At 34.6% G+C, this 18,391-nt stretch carries 16 protein-coding genes; 3 read left to right on the top strand and 13 right to left on the bottom strand.

The genetic code is table 11. From position 1 onward, the window contains the following. Positions 1 to 202 precede the first annotated feature (202 nt). The 13 genes from ftsZ to mraZ form a co-directional block, all read right to left on the bottom strand. On the bottom strand, positions 203 to 2,158 hold the full coding sequence (gene ftsZ / locus H603_RS0105970) for a cell division protein FtsZ (RefSeq protein ID WP_026707717.1): 1,956 nt from the start codon (positions 2,156 to 2,158) through the stop codon (positions 203 to 205). 63 nt (positions 2,159 to 2,221) lie between these two features. Continuing rightward, entirely contained in the window at positions 2,222 to 3,613 is a 1,392-nt protein-coding gene (gene ftsA / locus H603_RS0105965) for a cell division protein FtsA (protein WP_026707716.1), read from the bottom strand. Positions 3,614 to 3,619: 6 nt separating this feature from the next. Then, complete coding sequence (locus H603_RS0105960) at positions 3,620 to 4,342, bottom strand: cell division protein FtsQ/DivIB (protein ID WP_026707715.1); 723 nt, start codon at positions 4,340 to 4,342, stop codon at positions 3,620 to 3,622. Continuing rightward, complete coding sequence (gene murC, locus H603_RS0105955) at positions 4,329 to 5,678, bottom strand: UDP-N-acetylmuramate--L-alanine ligase (protein WP_026707714.1); 1,350 nt, start codon at positions 5,676 to 5,678, stop codon at positions 4,329 to 4,331. Before murC ends, H603_RS0105960 begins: the two co-directional genes overlap by 14 nt. Positions 5,679 to 5,714: 36 nt before the next feature. Continuing rightward, positions 5,715 to 6,821, bottom strand: a complete 1,107-nt coding sequence (murG, locus tag H603_RS0105950) for an undecaprenyldiphospho-muramoylpentapeptide beta-N-acetylglucosaminyltransferase (protein WP_026707713.1) — start codon at positions 6,819 to 6,821, stop codon at positions 5,715 to 5,717. 16 nt (positions 6,822 to 6,837) lie between these two features. Continuing rightward, the gene (locus H603_RS0105945; RefSeq protein ID WP_026707712.1) at positions 6,838 to 8,133 is read right to left on the bottom strand and encodes an FtsW/RodA/SpoVE family cell cycle protein; all 1,296 of its coding nucleotides are present in this window, start codon (positions 8,131 to 8,133) and stop codon (positions 6,838 to 6,840) included. Positions 8,134 to 8,157: 24 nt separating this feature from the next. After that, a complete protein-coding gene (murD, locus tag H603_RS0105940; RefSeq protein ID WP_026707711.1) occupies positions 8,158 to 9,489 on the bottom strand; it encodes a UDP-N-acetylmuramoyl-L-alanine--D-glutamate ligase in 1,332 nt (443 codons plus the stop codon). Between the two features lies 1 nt (position 9,490). After that, positions 9,491 to 10,720: a phospho-N-acetylmuramoyl-pentapeptide-transferase gene (gene mraY / locus H603_RS0105935; RefSeq protein ID WP_026707710.1), complete on the bottom strand. Its 1,230-nt coding sequence runs from the start codon at positions 10,718 to 10,720 to the stop codon at positions 9,491 to 9,493. 7 nt (positions 10,721 to 10,727) lie between these two features. Then, positions 10,728 to 12,191 carry a UDP-N-acetylmuramoyl-L-alanyl-D-glutamate--2,6-diaminopimelate ligase gene (locus H603_RS0105930; protein WP_026707709.1) on the bottom strand — a complete coding sequence of 488 codons (1,464 nt, stop codon included), beginning with the start codon at positions 12,189 to 12,191 and terminating at the stop codon, positions 10,728 to 10,730. Next, on the bottom strand, positions 12,188 to 14,191 hold the full coding sequence (locus tag H603_RS0105925; RefSeq protein WP_026707708.1) for a penicillin-binding protein: 2,004 nt from the start codon (positions 14,189 to 14,191) through the stop codon (positions 12,188 to 12,190). Before H603_RS0105925 ends, H603_RS0105930 begins: the two co-directional genes overlap by 4 nt. Continuing rightward, positions 14,182 to 14,529, bottom strand: coding sequence for an FtsL-like putative cell division protein (locus H603_RS0105920; protein WP_026707707.1), 348 nt, complete (start codon positions 14,527 to 14,529; stop codon positions 14,182 to 14,184). The genes H603_RS0105925 and H603_RS0105920 overlap by 10 nt, the downstream gene beginning before the upstream one ends. A 9-nt stretch (positions 14,530 to 14,538) precedes the next feature. Continuing rightward, complete coding sequence (rsmH, locus tag H603_RS0105915) at positions 14,539 to 15,447, bottom strand: 16S rRNA (cytosine(1402)-N(4))-methyltransferase RsmH (protein WP_211223771.1); 909 nt, start codon at positions 15,445 to 15,447, stop codon at positions 14,539 to 14,541. Next, the gene (mraZ, locus tag H603_RS0105910) at positions 15,422 to 15,895 is read right to left on the bottom strand and encodes a division/cell wall cluster transcriptional repressor MraZ (RefSeq protein WP_026707705.1); all 474 of its coding nucleotides are present in this window, start codon (positions 15,893 to 15,895) and stop codon (positions 15,422 to 15,424) included. Before mraZ ends, rsmH begins: the two co-directional genes overlap by 26 nt. 385 nt (positions 15,896 to 16,280) lie before the next feature. Here mraZ and H603_RS0105905 point away from each other — a divergent pair, with 385 nt between their 5' ends. Genes H603_RS0105905 through H603_RS0105895 form a run of 3 tightly spaced genes read left to right on the top strand, consistent with a single transcriptional unit; the run spans position 16,281 to position 18,374 of the window. Next, on the top strand, positions 16,281 to 17,045 hold the full coding sequence (locus H603_RS0105905) for an alpha/beta fold hydrolase (protein ID WP_026707704.1): 765 nt from the start codon (positions 16,281 to 16,283) through the stop codon (positions 17,043 to 17,045). A gap of 42 nt (positions 17,046 to 17,087) precedes the next feature. Next, positions 17,088 to 17,708 carry a ribosome biogenesis GTP-binding protein YihA/YsxC gene (gene yihA, locus H603_RS0105900; RefSeq protein ID WP_026707703.1) on the top strand — a complete coding sequence of 207 codons (621 nt, stop codon included), beginning with the start codon at positions 17,088 to 17,090 and terminating at the stop codon, positions 17,706 to 17,708. A gap of 24 nt (positions 17,709 to 17,732) precedes the next feature. Next, entirely contained in the window at positions 17,733 to 18,374 is a 642-nt protein-coding gene (locus tag H603_RS0105895; protein WP_157510408.1) for a hypothetical protein, read from the top strand. Positions 18,375 to 18,391: the final 17 nt, after the last annotated feature.

Raw genomic sequence — 18,391 nt, 5'->3', positions numbered from 1 at the left:
GGATTTATTTCTTGGGCTTGAAAAGCGACCAGAGGAAGCTCTTGAAAGTCATTAGAAAAAACCATTTATTAAAAAAATCTTGCAGCAAATAGCCGGATTAAGGCACAGCAAAATTACAGCTATTTAGTGGTGCGAAGATAAAAAAAATAACCCGAAAATTACATTCAATTTTCGGGCTAATTTAAACTTATATAACAACTGATTAATCTACATTATCATGTAAATAAGAATTGTTTGAACGCAATTGTAAATCATTGTTACTATCTGTTCCCACTGATATTCTTGAGTTGGTATTATTAGGTTGATTGTTTGAGATATCGATACCTAAGCGCTTGTAAGCTGGCTCTTTCTCGTACTCATCAATTTTTGAAACATTGTTATGAAACTTATAGTTAAATTCTTTAAGTTTCTTTCTTCTCTCGTCAGCTCTTAACTTGAGTGTTTCTTCAATAGTCATTTCCATTGGAGAAATTTCTTCAAATTTAGTAGCGTCTTCTGTAGATTTATCTACCTGTTTCATTGTGATATTCAACTCAGCTGGAACTACTTCCTCAACTACTTTAGGAGTTGCTTTTGAACCTAAAAATTCATTTTCAATTTCCATGTATTCCTCTAACGAATACTTGATGATCCCTTTGTCAGATTGATCTGTAACAGGCACAAACTGCGTAGGTTGATTTACTTTTATATCACGCGTCTCTCTAGAAACTTCAAATACCTTCTCCTCTTCTATTTTTGCAATAGGCTCTGGTTTAGACAATGGTAAATCAAAAGAAAATGCCGTTTGCTCTTGTTGCTTTTCAGTAACTGTAGCCTGAGACTCCCTAGCTTGAGCTGCCGCTGAAGGAGTGATCGTAAAATCCATGTTATTGTTAGGCGATACGATTTCGAATGCTACATCTAAACTATTAATAAAAGCAGACATTGCCATTAACTCTTCGTTTCCTGCAACAGGAACGACAGGTTGTGGCGCTGCAACAGGAGCTACAACAGCTTCTGGAGTTTCTTCGTCTTCTAACAAATCAAAAACAATGCGTTGATCTGTAGTTTTTGGAGTTTCGCTTTCTAAATCAAATGCTGGAATTTCGTTTTTAGAAAGATTGTATACACTTTTTTGCCCTTCTTCAAGCGTGTGAATTATTTTTTGTGGCTCTGTATTTACAATGCCATTTTGTTGTTCAATATCAAAACCAGTTGCGATAATAGTTACTGCGATGGCATCACCTAAAGTCTCGTCTTCACCAACCCCCATAATAATATTGGCATTGTGACCCGCTTCATTTTGGATGTGATCATTGATCTCTCCAATTTCATCTAAGGTAATTTCATTTGAGCCAGAAACGATGAGCAACAATACGTTTTTAGCACCAGTAATTTTATTATCATTCAATAACGGAGAATCTAAAGCAGAAACAATCGCTTCTTTTGCTCTATTTTCACCTTCAGCATTAGCTGATCCCATTATCGCCGTTCCGCTGTTAGACAATACAGTCTTAGCGTCACGTAAATCGATATTTTGAGTATAGTGATGTGTAATTACTTCAGCAATACCTCTAGAGGCAGTAGCTAATACTTCATCAGCTTTAGAGAAACCAGCTTTAAAACCAAGATTCCCGTATACTTCTCTTAACTTGTTATTATTGATTACGATAAGTGAATCTACTTGCTTACGTAATTTTTCAATTCCGATTTTTGCTTGTTCTTGACGTACTTTCCCTTCGAATAAAAAAGGAAGTGTCACAATACCTACAGTAAGAATTTCTCTCTCTTTGGCCAATTGTGCAATTACTGGAGCAGCACCTGTACCAGTACCACCACCCATACCTGCAGTAATAAAAACCATTTTAGTATTGCGATCTAACATTTTTTCGATCTCAGAAATACTTTCAATCGCTGATTGCTGTCCTACATCAGGATTTGCACCTGCACCAAGACCTTCTGTTAAGTTTACCCCTAACTGAATTTTATTAGGAACTGAACTGCTTTGCAATGCCTGAGAATCAGTATTACATACAATAAAGTCTACTCCTTTAATTCCTTGTTTAAACATGTGGTTTATGGCGTTACTTCCACCTCCACCTACACCAATTACTTTTATGACATTTGATTGGTTTTTTGGTAAATCAAATGAAATACTTCCAAATTCTGAGTTGCTCATCTTTTATTTGGTTTTTAATATTAATTATTAATTGTTGTTTTATTTTTATGAGGCTTCAAAGCCCTATTCTGCATTGTCAAGAAAATCTTTGATCTTATCGACATAACGATCAAAAAATGAACGCTTGATCTTGTCTCCCGTAGACTCTTCTTTCTTTGCAAAATTATTATTTTCCTCTTCTTGTTCGCGCTCTTGAATTTCGCGTTCTTCAATAACCTCTTCTCTTCTCACTACTGGCGCTCTGTACACTGGTTTTGGTGGAGTAACTTCGTCCATCCTAACCGCACTTTGTGTTTTGTTTTCGATACTATTCATCACTAAACCAACAGCCGTTGCATACAACGGACTAGAAAATTCTTCATCAGAATCTCCAGCTAAATGCTCGTTAGGATAGCCAATTCTAGTATCCATTCCAGTAATATATTCTACCAATTGCTTGATATGCTTCAACTGTGCACCACCACCTGTAAGCACGATTCCTGCAATTAATTTCTTGCGTGGATCTTCATGACCATATGCTTTGATTTCAGTAAATACTTGCTCAACAATCTCTACTACACGAGCGTGGATTATTTTTGAAAGGTTTTTTAACGAAATCTCTTTTGGTTCTCTTCCTCTTAATCCTGGGATAGAAACAATCTCGTTGTCTTTATTTTCACCAGGCCAAGCAGAACCAAATTTCACTTTTAACAATTCAGCTTGCTTTTCTATAATTGAACAACCTTCCTTGATATCATCAGAAATTACATTTCCTCCAAAAGGAATTACCGCTGTATGACGGATAATACCATCTTTGAAAATGGCTAAATCTGTCGTTCCACCACCTATATCAATAAGCGCAACTCCAGCTTCTTTTTCTTCTTGACTTAAAACCGCATCAGACGAAGCCAATGGCTCTAGTGTTAAGCCTGACAATTCAATACCTGAACTTTGAATACAACGTCCTACATTGCGTATAGACGAGGCCTGACCTACAACAACATGAAAGCTAGATTCTAGCCTTCCACCGTACATTCCTATAGGTTCTTTTATTTCAGATTGTCCATCGATTTTAAATTCTTGTGGCAACACGTGAATGATTTCTTCACCTGGTAACATAGCCAGTTTGTTTACCTGATCGATTAACAATTGAATGTCTGCACCACCAATAACTTCTTCTGGATTATTTCTGCTAATGTAATCTGTATGTTGGATACTACGAATGTGCTGACCAGCAATTCCTACTACAACATCTTTTATTTTATAACCTGAATTATTCTCCGCTTCATGTATTGCTTGCTGGATAGACTGAATAGTTTGTGTAATATTATTTACAACACCTCTGGCAACACCTAAACTTTTAGATTTTCCAACACCTAAAATTTCAAGTTTCCCGTACTCATTCTTTTTACCTATCATGGCAACAATTTTTGTTGTCCCAATGTCTAGACCCACTGCAATGTTCTCTTTTTCCATTATCTATTATTTAGTGCAAACTACTTGTTTTGTAAATCTGAGATCTATTTTTTTATATTTATATAACGAACTATCAATAACTGCTTTCTGAAAAAAAGCTTTATAATCCTCAAATTTTCGTTCAACATTTCTTAAACTACCAAAATCAATGAAGTAATCAAAGTTTCTGTTGTACATTTTTAGACTTCCATTGGGCATAACTTCGATAGCAATGATGTTTTTTTTCAAAAAATCATCCTCATAAATAATGCGCAACAGCTGTGTTATCTCCTCGTTATTTTTTTTATTAATCACTCCTGAAACAAGCGGAACTCTTGCCGTAAAATTTGTAGACAATGGCATCACACCCCCTTCATAATCAATGTAAAAGGATTCATTTTCATTTAAAATCCTTGCTATTGGGGTCTTTTGTTTAACGACCGCCTTTAGCACTCCATCGATAGTCACATTTACATTCGACTGCTCAATTAAGTCGTTTGTATTTAAGAGATGCTCTAACTTATTCAAATCTAATTTAACTTTTTGAATAGTTGGGGCATTCTCGCTATTTTCTATCAACAATTTATTAACCGTTTCTTTCTTCATGAAAAGTGCATTATCACCTTCAAATTGAACCACAGTTTTATTAATTTTTCTACTCTCATTACGTGCCGATGTAAATGAAAATAGAAAAACCACTAACACGAACATTAGCACTAATCTAATATTTTGCCAGTTAATTTTTTTCATTCAAAGCTTCTTTTATCGTTCCTACCATCTCACCAATATCTCCTGCACCAATAGTTACAATTACTTCTGCATCGCTACTCAATATAGCTCCTATCAAATTTTCTTTGTTCGAAAGCTCTTTTTTATCATTCGTCATTTTTGATAATAACCATGTAGAATCTACACCCTCTATAGGCAATTCTCGAGCCGGATAGATATCTAGCAAAAGCACTTCATCAAACTTTGACAAACTACTTGCAAAATCCTCTATAAAGTCTCTTGTTCTACTGAACAAGTGTGGTTGAAAAACAGCCAACACCTTCTTACTTGGATACAATTCATTCACTGCCTGATATACAGCATCAATCTCTGTAGGATGGTGCGCATAATCATCTATGTATGTCAACGCTTCGCTTTTAATTTGGTACGAAAACCTTCTTCGTATTCCTTTAAAAGTTGCCAAACCATTTGCAATCGCAGTTGTTTCAAGACCATAAGTCTTTGCCATCGCGATTGCCATCATTGCGTTCATTAAATTATGTCTGCCCGGTAAAGCAAATTTTAAATCTTTAAGAATTTCTGTAGGAGTAATTACGTCAAAAACGTACACTCCATCTTCTATACGAACATTTACCGCCTGATAATCGGCTGCATCATTTACAGCTACAGTTAATCCCTCAAGAGGCAAATCTGTAGTTATAAACAGCTTCGATTTATCTTTAATTTTAGCTGCAAATTCAACAAACGACGCTTCAATTGCATCACTTGTACCATAAATATCTAGATGATCTGCATCCATCGATGTGACGCATGCAATATCGGGGTGCAAATGTAAGAAAGAGCGATCAAATTCATCGGCTTCAACGACAGTAATTTTAGCGCCAATACCAATTAAATTTGAATTATAGTTTTCAACGATACCACCAATGAACGCAGTTACGTCAGCACCAGATTCATACAAGATATGACCTAGTATTCCAGAGGTAGTAGTTTTGCCGTGAGTACCAGCTACAGCGAAGCAAAAAGAGTCTTTTGTGATCAAACCTAGGACTTCTGCACGCTTCTTTATTATGAAATTATTGGTTAAAAAATAATTCCACTCTTCATGTTTAGCGGGAACAGCTGGAGTTATGATTACTAAAGTGTTTTCGATCTTGAAATTTTCAGGTATTAAATCTACATTATCTTCAAAATGAATTTCGATTCCGCTCTTAATTAACTCAGTCGTCAAAGTAGTAGGTGTTTTATCGTAACCTGAAACCTGCTTGCCTATATTTTTAAAATAGCGCGCAAGATTGCTCATCCCAATACCACCTATACCTATTAAGTAAACGTTATCTATTTGATTTAAATTCATTTTTTTGCTATATATTCAAAAGTCATTCGATAGCAACTATCGTACTCCTTTTTTCTTTTCGATTAATTTTACAATTTCATTTACAATATCCTGAGTCGCTTTTGGTCTAGCTAATGCTTTACAGTTTGCGCTCAATTGTTTCTGTTTTTCGGTATCTAATAAAAGCTCTTTAAAAACAGTCTCAAATACGGTATCTAATTCATATTCCTTCAAAAGCAGTGCCCCACCTTGATCAACAATTGCTTTAGCATTTTTTGTTTGATGATCTTCGGCAACATTAGGAGATGGAATATAAATTACTGGCTTACCCACGATACATAATTCAGATACTGAAGACGCTCCTGCTCTAGAAATAATGATATCTGCAGCTGCATAAACTAAATCCATTTTTTCAATGAATGGCACGACTTGAATGTTGTGCGCTTCGTATTTTTTATATTCCTCGAAATATAGCTTACCACATTGCCAGATAATTTGCACTTCCTGAGAAATAATATTTGTTCTTGATTTCTCGATCAACTGATTGATACGTCGTGCACCTAAACTCCCTCCCAGAACTAATAAGGTTTTCTTATTTGGATCTAATTTGAAATATTCAATTGCCTGCTCTCGCTTACTATCAATATCAATTAAATCTTGTCTCACAGGGTTCCCTGTTAAGCACATTTTATTTTTCGAAAAAAAGCGTTCTAAATTTTCATAAGCAACACAAATTGAGTGTGCTTTTTTACCTAACAATTTATTAGTGATTCCGGGAAAAGAATTTTGCTCCTGAATCAGTGTTGGAATATTCATACTATTTGCCATTTGCAATAATGGGCCACTGGCAAAACCACCTGTACCTATTACAACATCAGGTTTAAATGCAGTAATTATTTTTCTAGATTTCCACAAACTATCCACTAATTTAAAGGGAAACATAGCATTCTGTAAATTTATTTTACGCTGTAATCCAGAAATCCAAAGTCCTTTTATAGCATATCCTGCCTGCGGTACTTTTTGCATTTCCATCTTATCTTGAGCGCCAACAAATAATATTTCAGCATCAGGAAAACGTAACATCAATTCATTTGCAATAGCAATTGCAGGATAGATATGTCCACCTGTTCCACCGCCACTTAATATGAATTTATACTTCGTCATTTTTACAATTTTAATTTTATCTACCAAATACTGCTTTCATTGGATTTTCGTTCTTTTCTTCGATCGAATAATCATCTTCTGAATTTTCTGCTTTTTCACCTGCTAGTTCGCGATCAATTATTTTTTGTAACGCTTCCTCCCTTTTAGCAGCATCTTGTTGTTCTTGTATTATTTCGTCTTCTTTTTTAGTCACACTTATAATGATTCCTAGGGCAAAACAAGTCATCCATATGGAACTACCTCCACTACTAATAAGGGGTAATGTTTGTCCCGTAACCGGAAGGAGCTCTACAGCAACAGCCATGTTAATCATCGCTTGAAAAATCATTGGAAAACCCAAACCAACTACTAGTAATTTACCAAATAGTGTTGTTGCTTTATGCGCAGCAATAACAAACCTAAATAGTAACAGCAAATACAATCCTAACACTAAAAACCCACCAACTAAACCATATTCTTCAACAATAATAGCAAAGATAAAATCAGAGGATGACTGTGGTAAAAAATTCTTTTGCACACTTTTACCTGGTCCAAGTCCGTATAATTTACCAGATGCGATTGCAATCTTGGCTTTCTCGATTTGGTAATCATCTTCATCAGGTTTATCTGTGGTATAGTTTTCAATACGACTGGACCATGTACCTACCCTACTAAAAAAGCGAGAATCAGGAAATGCCTTTCCAATTAGTACAAAAAGGGTTAGCGCCACAACTCCAGTTCCAATGATGACTCCAATATACTTCACAGGATACTTACCTATAAATACAAGCATAATTACCATAGCAAAAATCAAGGCCGTAGTCGAAAAATTGGCAGGTAAAATTAAAATCAGGGTCATAAAAACCGGAGCCCACAGTTCTTTCAACGATTCTTTAAAATCAACTGGCTCCTCACGTGTTTTAGAAAGATACCTTGCTACATAAATGAATAACATTAATGATGCCAATGTAGATGTTTGAAACGTGATTCCTACAAAAGGAATCTGGATCCATCTACTCGCATTAGCACCTGCAATTACAGTACCTTTTATCAATGTATACGCTAGTAGAACCCATACGACAGGCAATCCTATTTTTGATATAGCTCTAAAATAATGGTATGGAACACGATGCACTAAATAAATAATCAAAAATCCAATACAAATGTGTGCTAAATGCTTCAACAAATAACCCAATGTATTTCCAGTTCCATGTCCGAGATAAGCCAAATTGCTACTCGCACTAAAAACTGGCATAAAAGAAAACAGCGCTAATAAAGCCACAAATGACCATATTACCTTATCTCCTTTTAAATTTTTTATTAAGTCTTTCATCATTACTTTTATGCGCTACAACTATTATAAATTTTGTACTGCTTGCTTGAATTGGTTTCCTCTGTCTTCATAGTTCTCAAATAAATCAAAACTTGCACAAGCTGGCGATAGCAAAACAGTATCTCCTTTCTCTGTAAATCGTTGCGCCATTTTAACAGCGTCATTCATATTATTTACCTCAATCATATCATCAACTACATCTCCAAAGGCATCGATAATCTTTTTATTATCAACTCCAAGACAAACAATAGCCTTTACTTTTTCACGTACAAGTGACATTAACTCATTGTAATCATTTCCTTTGTCTACTCCACCTACAATCCAAACTGTGGGTGTATTCATACTATCTAAGGCAAAGAATGTAGCATTTACATTTGTAGCCTTTGAATCATTTATATACTGAACGTTTTGAATTTTTAATACACTCTCTAGACGATGTTCTACACCTTGAAAATTTGATAAGCTCTCACGAATAGTTGCTTTTCTAATTTGCATCAATTTTGCTACAGATGTTGCTGCCATTGCATTTTTCATATTATGTTTTCCTTCTAAGGCAATCGCTTCTGTTTCCATTTTAAAATCTTCTTGATTTATTGATACTTTCATTGTATTATCTTTTATAAAGGCCCCTTCTTCAAACATTTTCGTTAGAGAGAAAGGAATTAATTTTGCTCTTGTTTTGTTATTCTGTAACCAGTTTGTGATCGCTTCATCGTCTGCGTCATAAATCAAATAATCTTCTTCTGTTTGATTCATTGTTATTCTAAACTTCGAATCAATATAATTTTCATATTTATAATCGTAACGATCTAAATGATCCGGACTTATATTCGTAATTATGGCAATATGTGGTTTGTAATTTACAATGCCGTCAAGCTGAAAACTACTCAGTTCTAATACGTAGGAATCAAAACTATCTTCGACAACTTGCCATGCAAAACTCTTACCTATATTACCACCAAGTCCTACATTTAAACCAGCCGACTTAAGCAAATGATACGTAAGCATTGTTGTAGTCGTCTTACCATTACTACCCGTTATGCCTATCGTAATGGCTTTTGTGAAAGCTGCTGCAAATTCTATTTCAGATATGACTGGAATTCCTTTTTCAACCAACTTTTTTACAATGGCAACCTTTTCAGGAATACCAGGGCTTTTCATCACAACAGTCGCATTTAAAATTTTACTTTCGGTGTGCTGCTCTTCTTCGAATGCAATTTTGTTATCTGTAAGAACCTGTTTGTACTTGTCTTTTATTTTTCCAAAATCAGAAACAAAAACCTCGTATCCTTTTTCTTTACCTAAAATTGCTGTTCCTACACCACTTTCTCCTCCTCCTAATACAACTAATCTCATCTTATCTTAGTTTTAAAGTGATGATGGAAAGTATGGCTAACATGATAGCTACAATCCAAAAACGTGTTACAATTTTACTTTCGTGATATCCTTTCTTCTGATAATGGTGATGCAAAGGCGACATTAGAAAAATTCTTCGGCCTTCTCCAAAGCGTTTCTTGGTATATTTAAAATAGCTAACTTGAAGTACTACTGATAAATTTTCGACTAAGAAAACTCCACATAATAACGGAATCAACATCTCTTTACGAACAGCAATTGCAAGCACTGCGATGATTCCACCAATCGTTAGACTTCCTGTATCCCCCATAAATACTGATGCGGGATAAGAGTTGTACCATAGAAATCCTATGAGCGACCCAACAAAGGCTGCAATAAATACAGTCATCTCTCCTGAGTTAGGGATGTACATTATATTTAAGTAATTCGAAAATATAATATTACCGGAAACAAACGTAAATATCCCGAGCGCGAGCACTGAAATTGCCGATGTACCCGCAGCTAAGCCGTCGATCCCATCAGTTAGGTTGGCACCATTTGAAACTGCAGTGATAATGAAAATAACAATTGGAATGAAAACTATCCACGCCCATTTTTCATATCCTTCACCTGTCCAAGCTAGCAATTCAGCATAGTCAAACTCATTATTTTTAAAAAATGGAATTGTAGTTGCTGTAGATTTTTCCTCAACTGGCGGAGGAGTAACAACATAACCGGTAGTTTCTTTAAAAACATCTGTTTTACCAGTATCAGTTCTTACAGTTACTCCTTGATGAAAATACAAAACTACACCCACAATTAACCCTAAACCTACTTGCCCAAAAACTTTGAAAATACCTTTTAAGCCTTGCTTGTCTTTTTTAAAAATCTTTATGTAGTCATCAATAAACCCGATTGTCCCCATCCACAGCGTCGTTACAATTAACAAAACCACATAAATATTATGCAATTTTGCAAATAATATTACGGGAACTAATGTTGCAAAAATGATTATCAATCCACCCATAGTAGGCGTACCCGCTTTTTCATTTTGACCTGCTAATCCAAGCTCCCTAACTGTTTCTCCAACTTGCTGGTTGCGTAAAAAATTAATAATTCTTTTACCGTAAACAGTCGATAATAATAGTGACAGCAAAAATGCTAACGCCGATCTAAAAGTGATGTATTGAAAAACACCCGTTCCAGATATATTTAATACTTTGTCTAAATACTCAAATAAGTAATACAGCATATATTTACTATTTATCTAATTGTTCTAAAATTTCTTTCACGATTTTCATATCATCAAAATCGTTTCTTACTCCTTTTATTTCTTGATATGTTTCATGCCCTTTCCCCGCAATTAAAATAATATCATTAGGCAAGGCCAATTGACAGGCTGTTTTTATTGCTTGTTTGCGATCAGTGACAGCAACAATCTTCTTATAATTTTGCCCCGCTACACCCTTTTCCATCTCTTCTATTATTGTAGCCGGATCTTCATTTCTAGGATTATCAGATGTCAAAACTACTTTATCACTAAGTTCAGAAGCAATACTAGCCATGATAGGACGCTTGGTTTTATCTCTATTACCACCGCAACCTACTACTGTAAGTAATTGTTCATTTTTCGTTCGAATATCATTAATCGTTTTCAACACATTTTCAAGAGCATCCGGTGTATGAGCATAATCCACAATTGCTGTTACATTACTCTTTGAAACAATGTATTGAAACCTTCCTGAAACACTTTCTAGATTTGATAACAAACGTAGAACCTCCAGACTATCTAAGCCTAATGCTATTGAAGTACCATAAATTGCTAACACATTGTAGGCATTAAAAGTCCCAATTAGCTTTACCCATACTTCATTGCCATTTACTTTCAGTAATAAGCCTGACATTTGGTTCTCTAATATTTGAGCTCTATAATCAGCAAAAGATTTTAAAGCATACGTATATTTTGTAGCTACAGAGTTTTGTAACATAACAGCTCCATTCTTATCATCAATATTGGATAATGCAAAAGCCGTTCTTGGAAGATTGTCAAAAAACGATTTTTTCACATCTCTATATTCTGCAAACGTTGGGTGATAATCTAAATGGTCATGTGACAAATTAGTAAATACACCACCAGTAAAATGAAGTCCCTCTGTTCTTTTTTGATGAATTCCATGTGAACTTACCTCCATAAAACAATACTCCACCCCAGCAATAATCATTTCGTTCAAAAAATGATTAATTGTAAGCGAATCAGGTGTTGTATGCGTTGCTTTAAATTCAACCTGGTCTACCATTATTTTAACTGTCGACAGTAAACCTACTTTATAACCTGCGTTTATAAATAATTGATACAATAAGGAAGCAATAGTAGTTTTACCATTAGTTCCTGTAATTCCCACTAATTTTAACTTAGCTGAAGGATGTCCATAATAATTTGCTGCCATTAAGGCTAGCGCTTTATTAGTGTCCACAACCTTTATATAAGTAACATTGCTATTTAAAATTTCGGGCAGTTGGTCACATACAATCGCTTTCACACCAGCTTGGATAGCTGTATCTATAAAATCATGTCCATTAGAGACGGTGCCCCTAATAGCAACAAACACATCATTAGACTCTAATTTTCTAGAATCAAATTCGATTTTCTTGATCGCTACGTCATTTGCACCGTGAAGTGCATCAATAACAACATTATCTAGTATGTTTTTAAGTATAATCACAGTAATTGTAGCGTTATGGTTTCATTCTTTAATAATTCTTGACCTTCAAGAGTTGATTGACTTTTTACTTTTCCTATTCCTACCGTTTTCACATGGTAGCCCAAGTTTTCTAAGAGTGCAATGGCATCCATTCCTGGCATACCTTTTACATTAGGCACTCCTTTTTTAGTTTTTTGCAACTTAGCATAATAGCTGTCGTAATTCTTTTCTTGTTTAACAATCTTCTTATTTAGATTTTTGATTTCGTTTGTCGAAGGAACATCGGTAAATATTTTTTGAGCGATTCTTTTAAAAACAGGTCCTGCAACTCCAGCGCCATAAAAATCACCATTAGCCGTACTAGGTTTATGAACCACAACAATACAAGAATACTTAGGATGGTCTGCCGGAAAGTATCCTACAAAAGAAGAGGCATAGTACATTTTTGTACCGTCTCTTTTTCCATAATTTACCTGAGCTGTTCCTGTTTTACCAGCCATAGAAAAATCCTTTGAATACAACTTTGCTGCTGTTCCTTTTTTAACCACATTTTCAAGAACGGCTTTCAATTTTTTGATGGTTTCAGGTGAACAAACTCGAGGATTGATCACTTCTTTTTCGACTTTTAATATTGTTTTATTCCATTCTTTAATTTCCGAAATAAATTGTGGTTTGACCATTATTCCATTGTTAGCAACCGCATTGTAAAATGTCAAAGTTTGCATGGGAGTTACAGAGACTCCGTAACCAAAAGCCATCCATTGTAATGAGATATTACTCCAATGTTTGTCTGTAGGTTGCGGAATATGAGGTCTTCCTTCCCCTTCAAAATCCATATGTAACTTTTTATTAAAGCCCCACGAATTCACATGATTCACAAACTTAGAAGGTCGGTCTTTATAATTATCATATACAGACTGAACCATAACTGTGTTAGATGATAATTCAAATCCTCTTGCAAGAGATATTTTACCATACCCACCATGATGTGAATCTCTAACTGCCTTACCAGAATAGCGAATTTCACCGTTAAATGTGTTATAAACCGTACTAGTATCAGCAACTTTATCCTCTAGAATTGCCATCAAATCCACTAGCTTGAAAGTAGATCCGGGTTCGTGTGATTCAGCTACAGCATAGTTTGTCGTCTCATAATATGTACCGTCACTTGCTCTTCCCAAATTTGAAATCGCTTTTACTTGTCCTGTTTCTGTCTCCATTACAACGACACAGCCGTGATCTGCTTCGTAATCCTGCAACTGCTTCAATAAGGCATGGTGTGCAATATCTTGAATATATACATCAATCGTCGAAATCACATCGTATCCATCCTGTGGATCTATTTCATTAATATCTCGTATCGGCTTCCACTGCCCCTTTGCAATTTTTTGCTTAAGTATCTTACCGTCTTTACCGTTTAGGTATTTACGGTAAGCCCATTCGATACCCTTTCCGTCAGATTCACCATTTGCCGAAGTTCTCTCGTACCCTATTGTACGTTCTGCAATTTTTCCTATTGGATGCTCTCTAACCGTTTTCTGTTCGACGATTATCCCTCCTTTATAAGCACCAAGCTTAAACATTGGAAAATTCTTAATTTTGATATAATCAGTATAGCTCAAATTTCGAGAAATGAGATAGTATCTGTTATTATTTGCACGTGCTTTTCTTAATTCATTCTGATAAAAAGAACCAGATTTTCCTAAAACCGTCGAAAGAGAATCTGCTAGAGCACCTACATTTTGCTCAAAAACAGCAACAGTGGGAGCTTTAGCATCAAAACGAATTTCATAATTCGGAATCGAAGTAGCCAGTAAACTACCATCTGCTGAGTAGATATTCCCTTTGTTTGCAGGAATCACAAAATTTCTAACAGTACGCTCTTTTGCTAATTTGCGGTAATAGTCACCATCAACCCACTGTATATTAGTAAGTTTGACAGCGATTCCCACAGCCATTACAAAAATGAAAATAGCTACGACATAAATGCGATATGATATGTTTTTATCTTCTAATGCCATATTTTTTTCAGAAAAGATTTTTCTGCTTCTTTTTTAACTTTAATTTTTACTGGAGGAACGGTAGAGGGATAAATTTCTTTTGCAATCATTTTTTCCGAAACTGTTGACTCCATTCTTAGCTTCATTAACTGTGAGCGCCTATCTACAAACTCTGATCGCAATTCCTTTACCTCACTAGTAAGCTCAGCAATTTTAAATACTTTTTGCTCAAACCTTTGAGTGTTTGCAATCATTATAATCGCTAGTAGAATTACAAAAACTATAAAACGCCAATTTTTTATCGCATCATCATCGATTAAAAACCTTGCTTTTAATATACCATAGATACCCGTTTTCATAAATCAACTTTATATTTTTTGAGCAATTCTCAACTTAGCGCTACGCGCCCTATTATTCTCTTTAATTTCAACAGCATTTGGTATCACTAATTTTCCAACTGTTTTAAAAGGCACTGAGAAATTCCCAAAGAAATCTCTTTCAGGCTCCCCTTCAAACATTCCGTTTTTCATAAAACGCTTCACTAGTCTATCTTCAAGCGAATGATAAGAAATGACACTCAACCTACCTTCTGGTTTTAAGACTTCTAAAGACTGCTCTAGAAACTCCTTTAAAACATCCATTTCGTGATTTACTTCAATTCTTATTGCTTGATATATTTGAGCTAAGATCTTATTTCGAACCTTTTCGGGTAAAAATTTTGCCAAGATATCTTTTAATTCATCTGTTGTTTTAATAGGATGAACCTCTCTAGCTTCAACAATAGTTCTTGCTAATGCAGGTGCACTTTTTAATTCTCCATAATCTAAAAACACTCTTTTTAAATTAGCATCATCATATTCATTGACAACTTTATAAGCATTTAAATCATTTTTTTGACTCATTCTCATATCTAAATCAGCATCAAAACGAGTAGAGAAACCTCTTTCAGGAACATCAAATTGATGGGATGAAACACCCAAATCTCCTAATATTCCGTCAACACTTTTTACACCATTAAAACGAAGAAATCGCTTCAAGTGTCTGAAATTCTCATTGATTAAAACAAAACGGTCGTCCTGCAAAGCATTTGCTAAAGCATCTTCATCTTGATCAAATGCAAACAACCTTCCCTCTGGACCTAGTCTACTTAATATTTCTCTCGAGTGACCACCGCCACCAAAAGTCACGTCTACATATATACCGTCAGCTTTAATCGCTAAACCATCAACTGATTCCTTTAATAATACTGGATTATGATATTCCATTGTCATCTTCATTTAAATTTCCCATTACATCTTCTGCTAAGTCGGCAAAATCTACATCATCACCGCTTATTGATTTTTCATACAAATCTTTATCCCAAATCTCAACGATATTAACCGCTGAAGAAAAAACAACATCTTTAGCAATTGTTGCAAAAGAGACTAAATCCTTAGGAATCAATAAACGACCTAGCGAATCGATTTCAACCATTTTAACACCCGCGGTGAAGCGACGGATAAAATCATTGTTCTTTTTCACAAAGCGGTTTAGCTTATTGATTTTTTGCATCATTACATTCCACTCTTCCATTGGATACAATTCTAGACAAGGCTGAAAAACCGAGCGCTTCAAGACAAATCCGTCTTGAAGAGAAGCAGCCAATTGCTTTTTAAGGGGCGCAGGCATTAAGACCCTCCCTTTAGCATCGACTTTACACTCGTATGTACCTACAATTGAATTCAAATGAAATTGATAAAATGATTTAAGCAAAAATATAAAATATTTACCACTATTTACCACTATATCCCACTTTGTTAATAAGTTTACCCACTTCCCACTGTAACTAGCTAATTTTTAGTAAATCAAGCTATTAACTCCATAAAAGGATCACTGTAAGAATATTCACTGTGACTCGTTGATCGATAAATTAGCACTAATTTTTTAACAACATTTAAGGGTAAATTGGTAAAATTTTAAGTTGAAATTATTACTGTAAGTGCATTTTGAGCAATCATACTATTAAAATATTGCGGCACCTAAAATATTCTCTTCAAAAAGAGTTATCAAAAATTCATATTAATGTATTAAATCCTATATTTGTCAAAATTGAAAATTCGCATTTTAACACATGGACAAAAACTATAAAAAAGAAGGTAAATACAGCTATTATGAAGCTGGAGAAGGAACGCCTATTGTAATCTTGCATGGCCTAATGGGAGGGCTAAGTAATTTTGACGCTGTTGCTAGTTACTTTTCTGAAAAAGGATATAAAATAGTTATTCCAGACCTACCCATTTACACTCAAAATATCTTAAAAACTAACGTAAAGAGCTTTGCTAAATATGTAAAAGATTTTATCACTTTTAAAGGTTTTGAACGTGTGATTCTTTTAGGAAATTCTCTTGGTGGACATATCGCCTTATACCACACAAAAATGTATCCTGAAAAAGTTGCAGGTTTAGTAATTACTGGAAGTTCTGGTCTTTATGAAAGTGCAATGGGAGACAGTTACCCTAAGCGCGGGGACTATGAATATATAAAGAAAAAGGCTGAAGATGTATTTTATGACCCTAAAGTCGCTACACCAGAATTAATCGACGAAGTTTACGCATCTGTAAATGATCGGATAAAATTAATAAAAACATTGACTATTGCTAAGAGTGCTATTAGACACAATATGGCAAAAGATTTACCAAATATGAATGTAGAAACTTGCATCATCTGGGGAAAAAACGATAAAGTAACTCCACCTGATGTTGCAGAAGAATTCAATTCGCTATTACCTAAATCAAGTTTATATTGGATTGACAAATGCGGTCACGCTGCCATGATGGAGCAACCTGAAGAATTCAATCGCTTACTTGAAGAATGGTTAATCAAAACAAAATTATAAGCACTCTAAGTTAGAACTAGAGTGACTTTAAAAAAAAATAGTATGAAAATTAATACTGCCGAATTTATAATTAGCAATTCTGATGTGTCAAAATGTCCAAAAGACTTTTTACCAGAATACGCATTTATAGGTAGATCAAATGTTGGAAAGTCATCATTAATCAATATGATCACCAACCAAAAGAAATTAGCAAAAACTTCTGGCCGTCCTGGAAAAACCCAACTTATAAATCACTTTTTAATCAATAACAATTGGTTTTTAGTAGATTTACCCGGTTATGGCTATGCAAAAGTTTCGAAAAAAACAAAATCAGTTTTTCAGCAATTCATTACTGATTATTTTGAAACAAGACAACAACTTGTGTGTGCATTTGTATTAATTGACATTCGTCATGAAGCACAGGCCATCGATATCGAATTTATGTCATACATGGGAGAAAGCGAAATTCCATTTTGTATTATTTTCACAAAAGCCGACAAGATTAGTAAGGTCAAAATTGATTCGCACATTGCTGCATACAAGAAAAATATGTTTGCTAACAACTGGGCCGAGATGCCACATTACTTTGTAACATCTGCAACAGAATCTATAGGTAAAGAGGAATTACTAGGCTATATTGACGAAGTTAATCAGGAGGTTTTCAAGAACAATAATCAGTTCTAGCATAACATCAACAAATCAAAATTCATGAAGAAAACTATTATCACTACTATTAAACTATTAGTCATAATAGTTTTTTTTGTTTCATGCAAAAGCAGCAGTTACTTGCTAACTAATAATGACTATTCAACAGGGGTAGATTTCACCACTGGTAAATGGCTTTTAAACAACCTTGACTTTCCCGCAAACAATAATGAAAAACTTACTAATACGACCACTTCATTTTTTATCGAACAATTAAACGACCGTTACCATTATAGAGAGAATACTAGTGGATTATTAATTCCTCATCAAATAGCTTTTAATCCTAACAAACAAAAATTAAAAGAATTAAAAACAGGTACAGGATTCGACTACTTTATCAATATTACCAGTAAAAAAGTTAAAGATGATATAGGCAGTATTGGTTTATACGAGGATGATTATTCCGAAGGAAAAAACCAAAGCGAAGTAGCAATAGAGATATACGATTTAAACTTGTTAGAAATTATCTACAAGCAAAGAGTAATAGGTACTGTGCATGCCAACCAACAAAAATCAGTTTGGGAAGATCAAAAGTCAGATAAATTAATAGACAACATCACATTTCATAAAAGCGCTGATAAATTACTGCTTGGCTCATTAAAAAAAGTTCTCAAGGATTTAAAAAACAAATCTATTAAAAACTAAAAAAGACTGCCTCTTCA

It is taken from the genome of Flavobacterium frigidarium DSM 17623 (genome assembly GCF_000425505.1).
In the GTDB taxonomy this organism is placed as follows: domain Bacteria; phylum Bacteroidota; class Bacteroidia; order Flavobacteriales; family Flavobacteriaceae; genus Flavobacterium; species Flavobacterium frigidarium.
This window is presented reverse-complemented; position numbering and strand designations above follow the sequence as displayed.

Bases quoted from the DNA above. Each gene is read 5' to 3' on its own strand.
- yihA (WP_026707703.1), top strand. From the start codon at position 17,088: ATGAAAATTAATACTGCCGAATTTATAATTAGCAATTCTGATGTGTCA.
- murC (WP_026707714.1), bottom strand. From the start codon at position 5,678: ATGAATTTAAATCAAATAGATAACGTTTACTTAATAGGTATAGGTGGT.
- H603_RS0105945 (WP_026707712.1), bottom strand. From the start codon at position 8,133: ATGAAAGACTTAATAAAAAATTTAAAAGGAGATAAGGTAATATGGTCA.
- H603_RS0105960 (WP_026707715.1), bottom strand. From the start codon at position 4,342: ATGAAAAAAATTAACTGGCAAAATATTAGATTAGTGCTAATGTTCGTG.
- H603_RS0105925 (WP_026707708.1), bottom strand. From the start codon at position 14,191: ATGGCATTAGAAGATAAAAACATATCATATCGCATTTATGTCGTAGCT.
- H603_RS0105895 (WP_157510408.1), top strand. From the start codon at position 17,733: ATGAAGAAAACTATTATCACTACTATTAAACTATTAGTCATAATAGTT.
- ftsZ (WP_026707717.1), bottom strand. From the start codon at position 2,158: ATGAGCAACTCAGAATTTGGAAGTATTTCATTTGATTTACCAAAAAAC.
- H603_RS0105905 (WP_026707704.1), top strand. From the start codon at position 16,281: ATGGACAAAAACTATAAAAAAGAAGGTAAATACAGCTATTATGAAGCT.
- murD (WP_026707711.1), bottom strand. From the start codon at position 9,489: ATGAGATTAGTTGTATTAGGAGGAGGAGAAAGTGGTGTAGGAACAGCA.
- ftsA (WP_026707716.1), bottom strand. From the start codon at position 3,613: ATGGAAAAAGAGAACATTGCAGTGGGTCTAGACATTGGGACAACAAAA.
- murG (WP_026707713.1), bottom strand. From the start codon at position 6,821: ATGACGAAGTATAAATTCATATTAAGTGGCGGTGGAACAGGTGGACAT.
- mraY (WP_026707710.1), bottom strand. From the start codon at position 10,720: ATGCTGTATTACTTATTTGAGTATTTAGACAAAGTATTAAATATATCT.
- rsmH (WP_211223771.1), bottom strand. From the start codon at position 15,447: ATGAAGATGACAATGGAATATCATAATCCAGTATTATTAAAGGAATCA.
- H603_RS0105920 (WP_026707707.1), bottom strand. From the start codon at position 14,529: ATGAAAACGGGTATCTATGGTATATTAAAAGCAAGGTTTTTAATCGAT.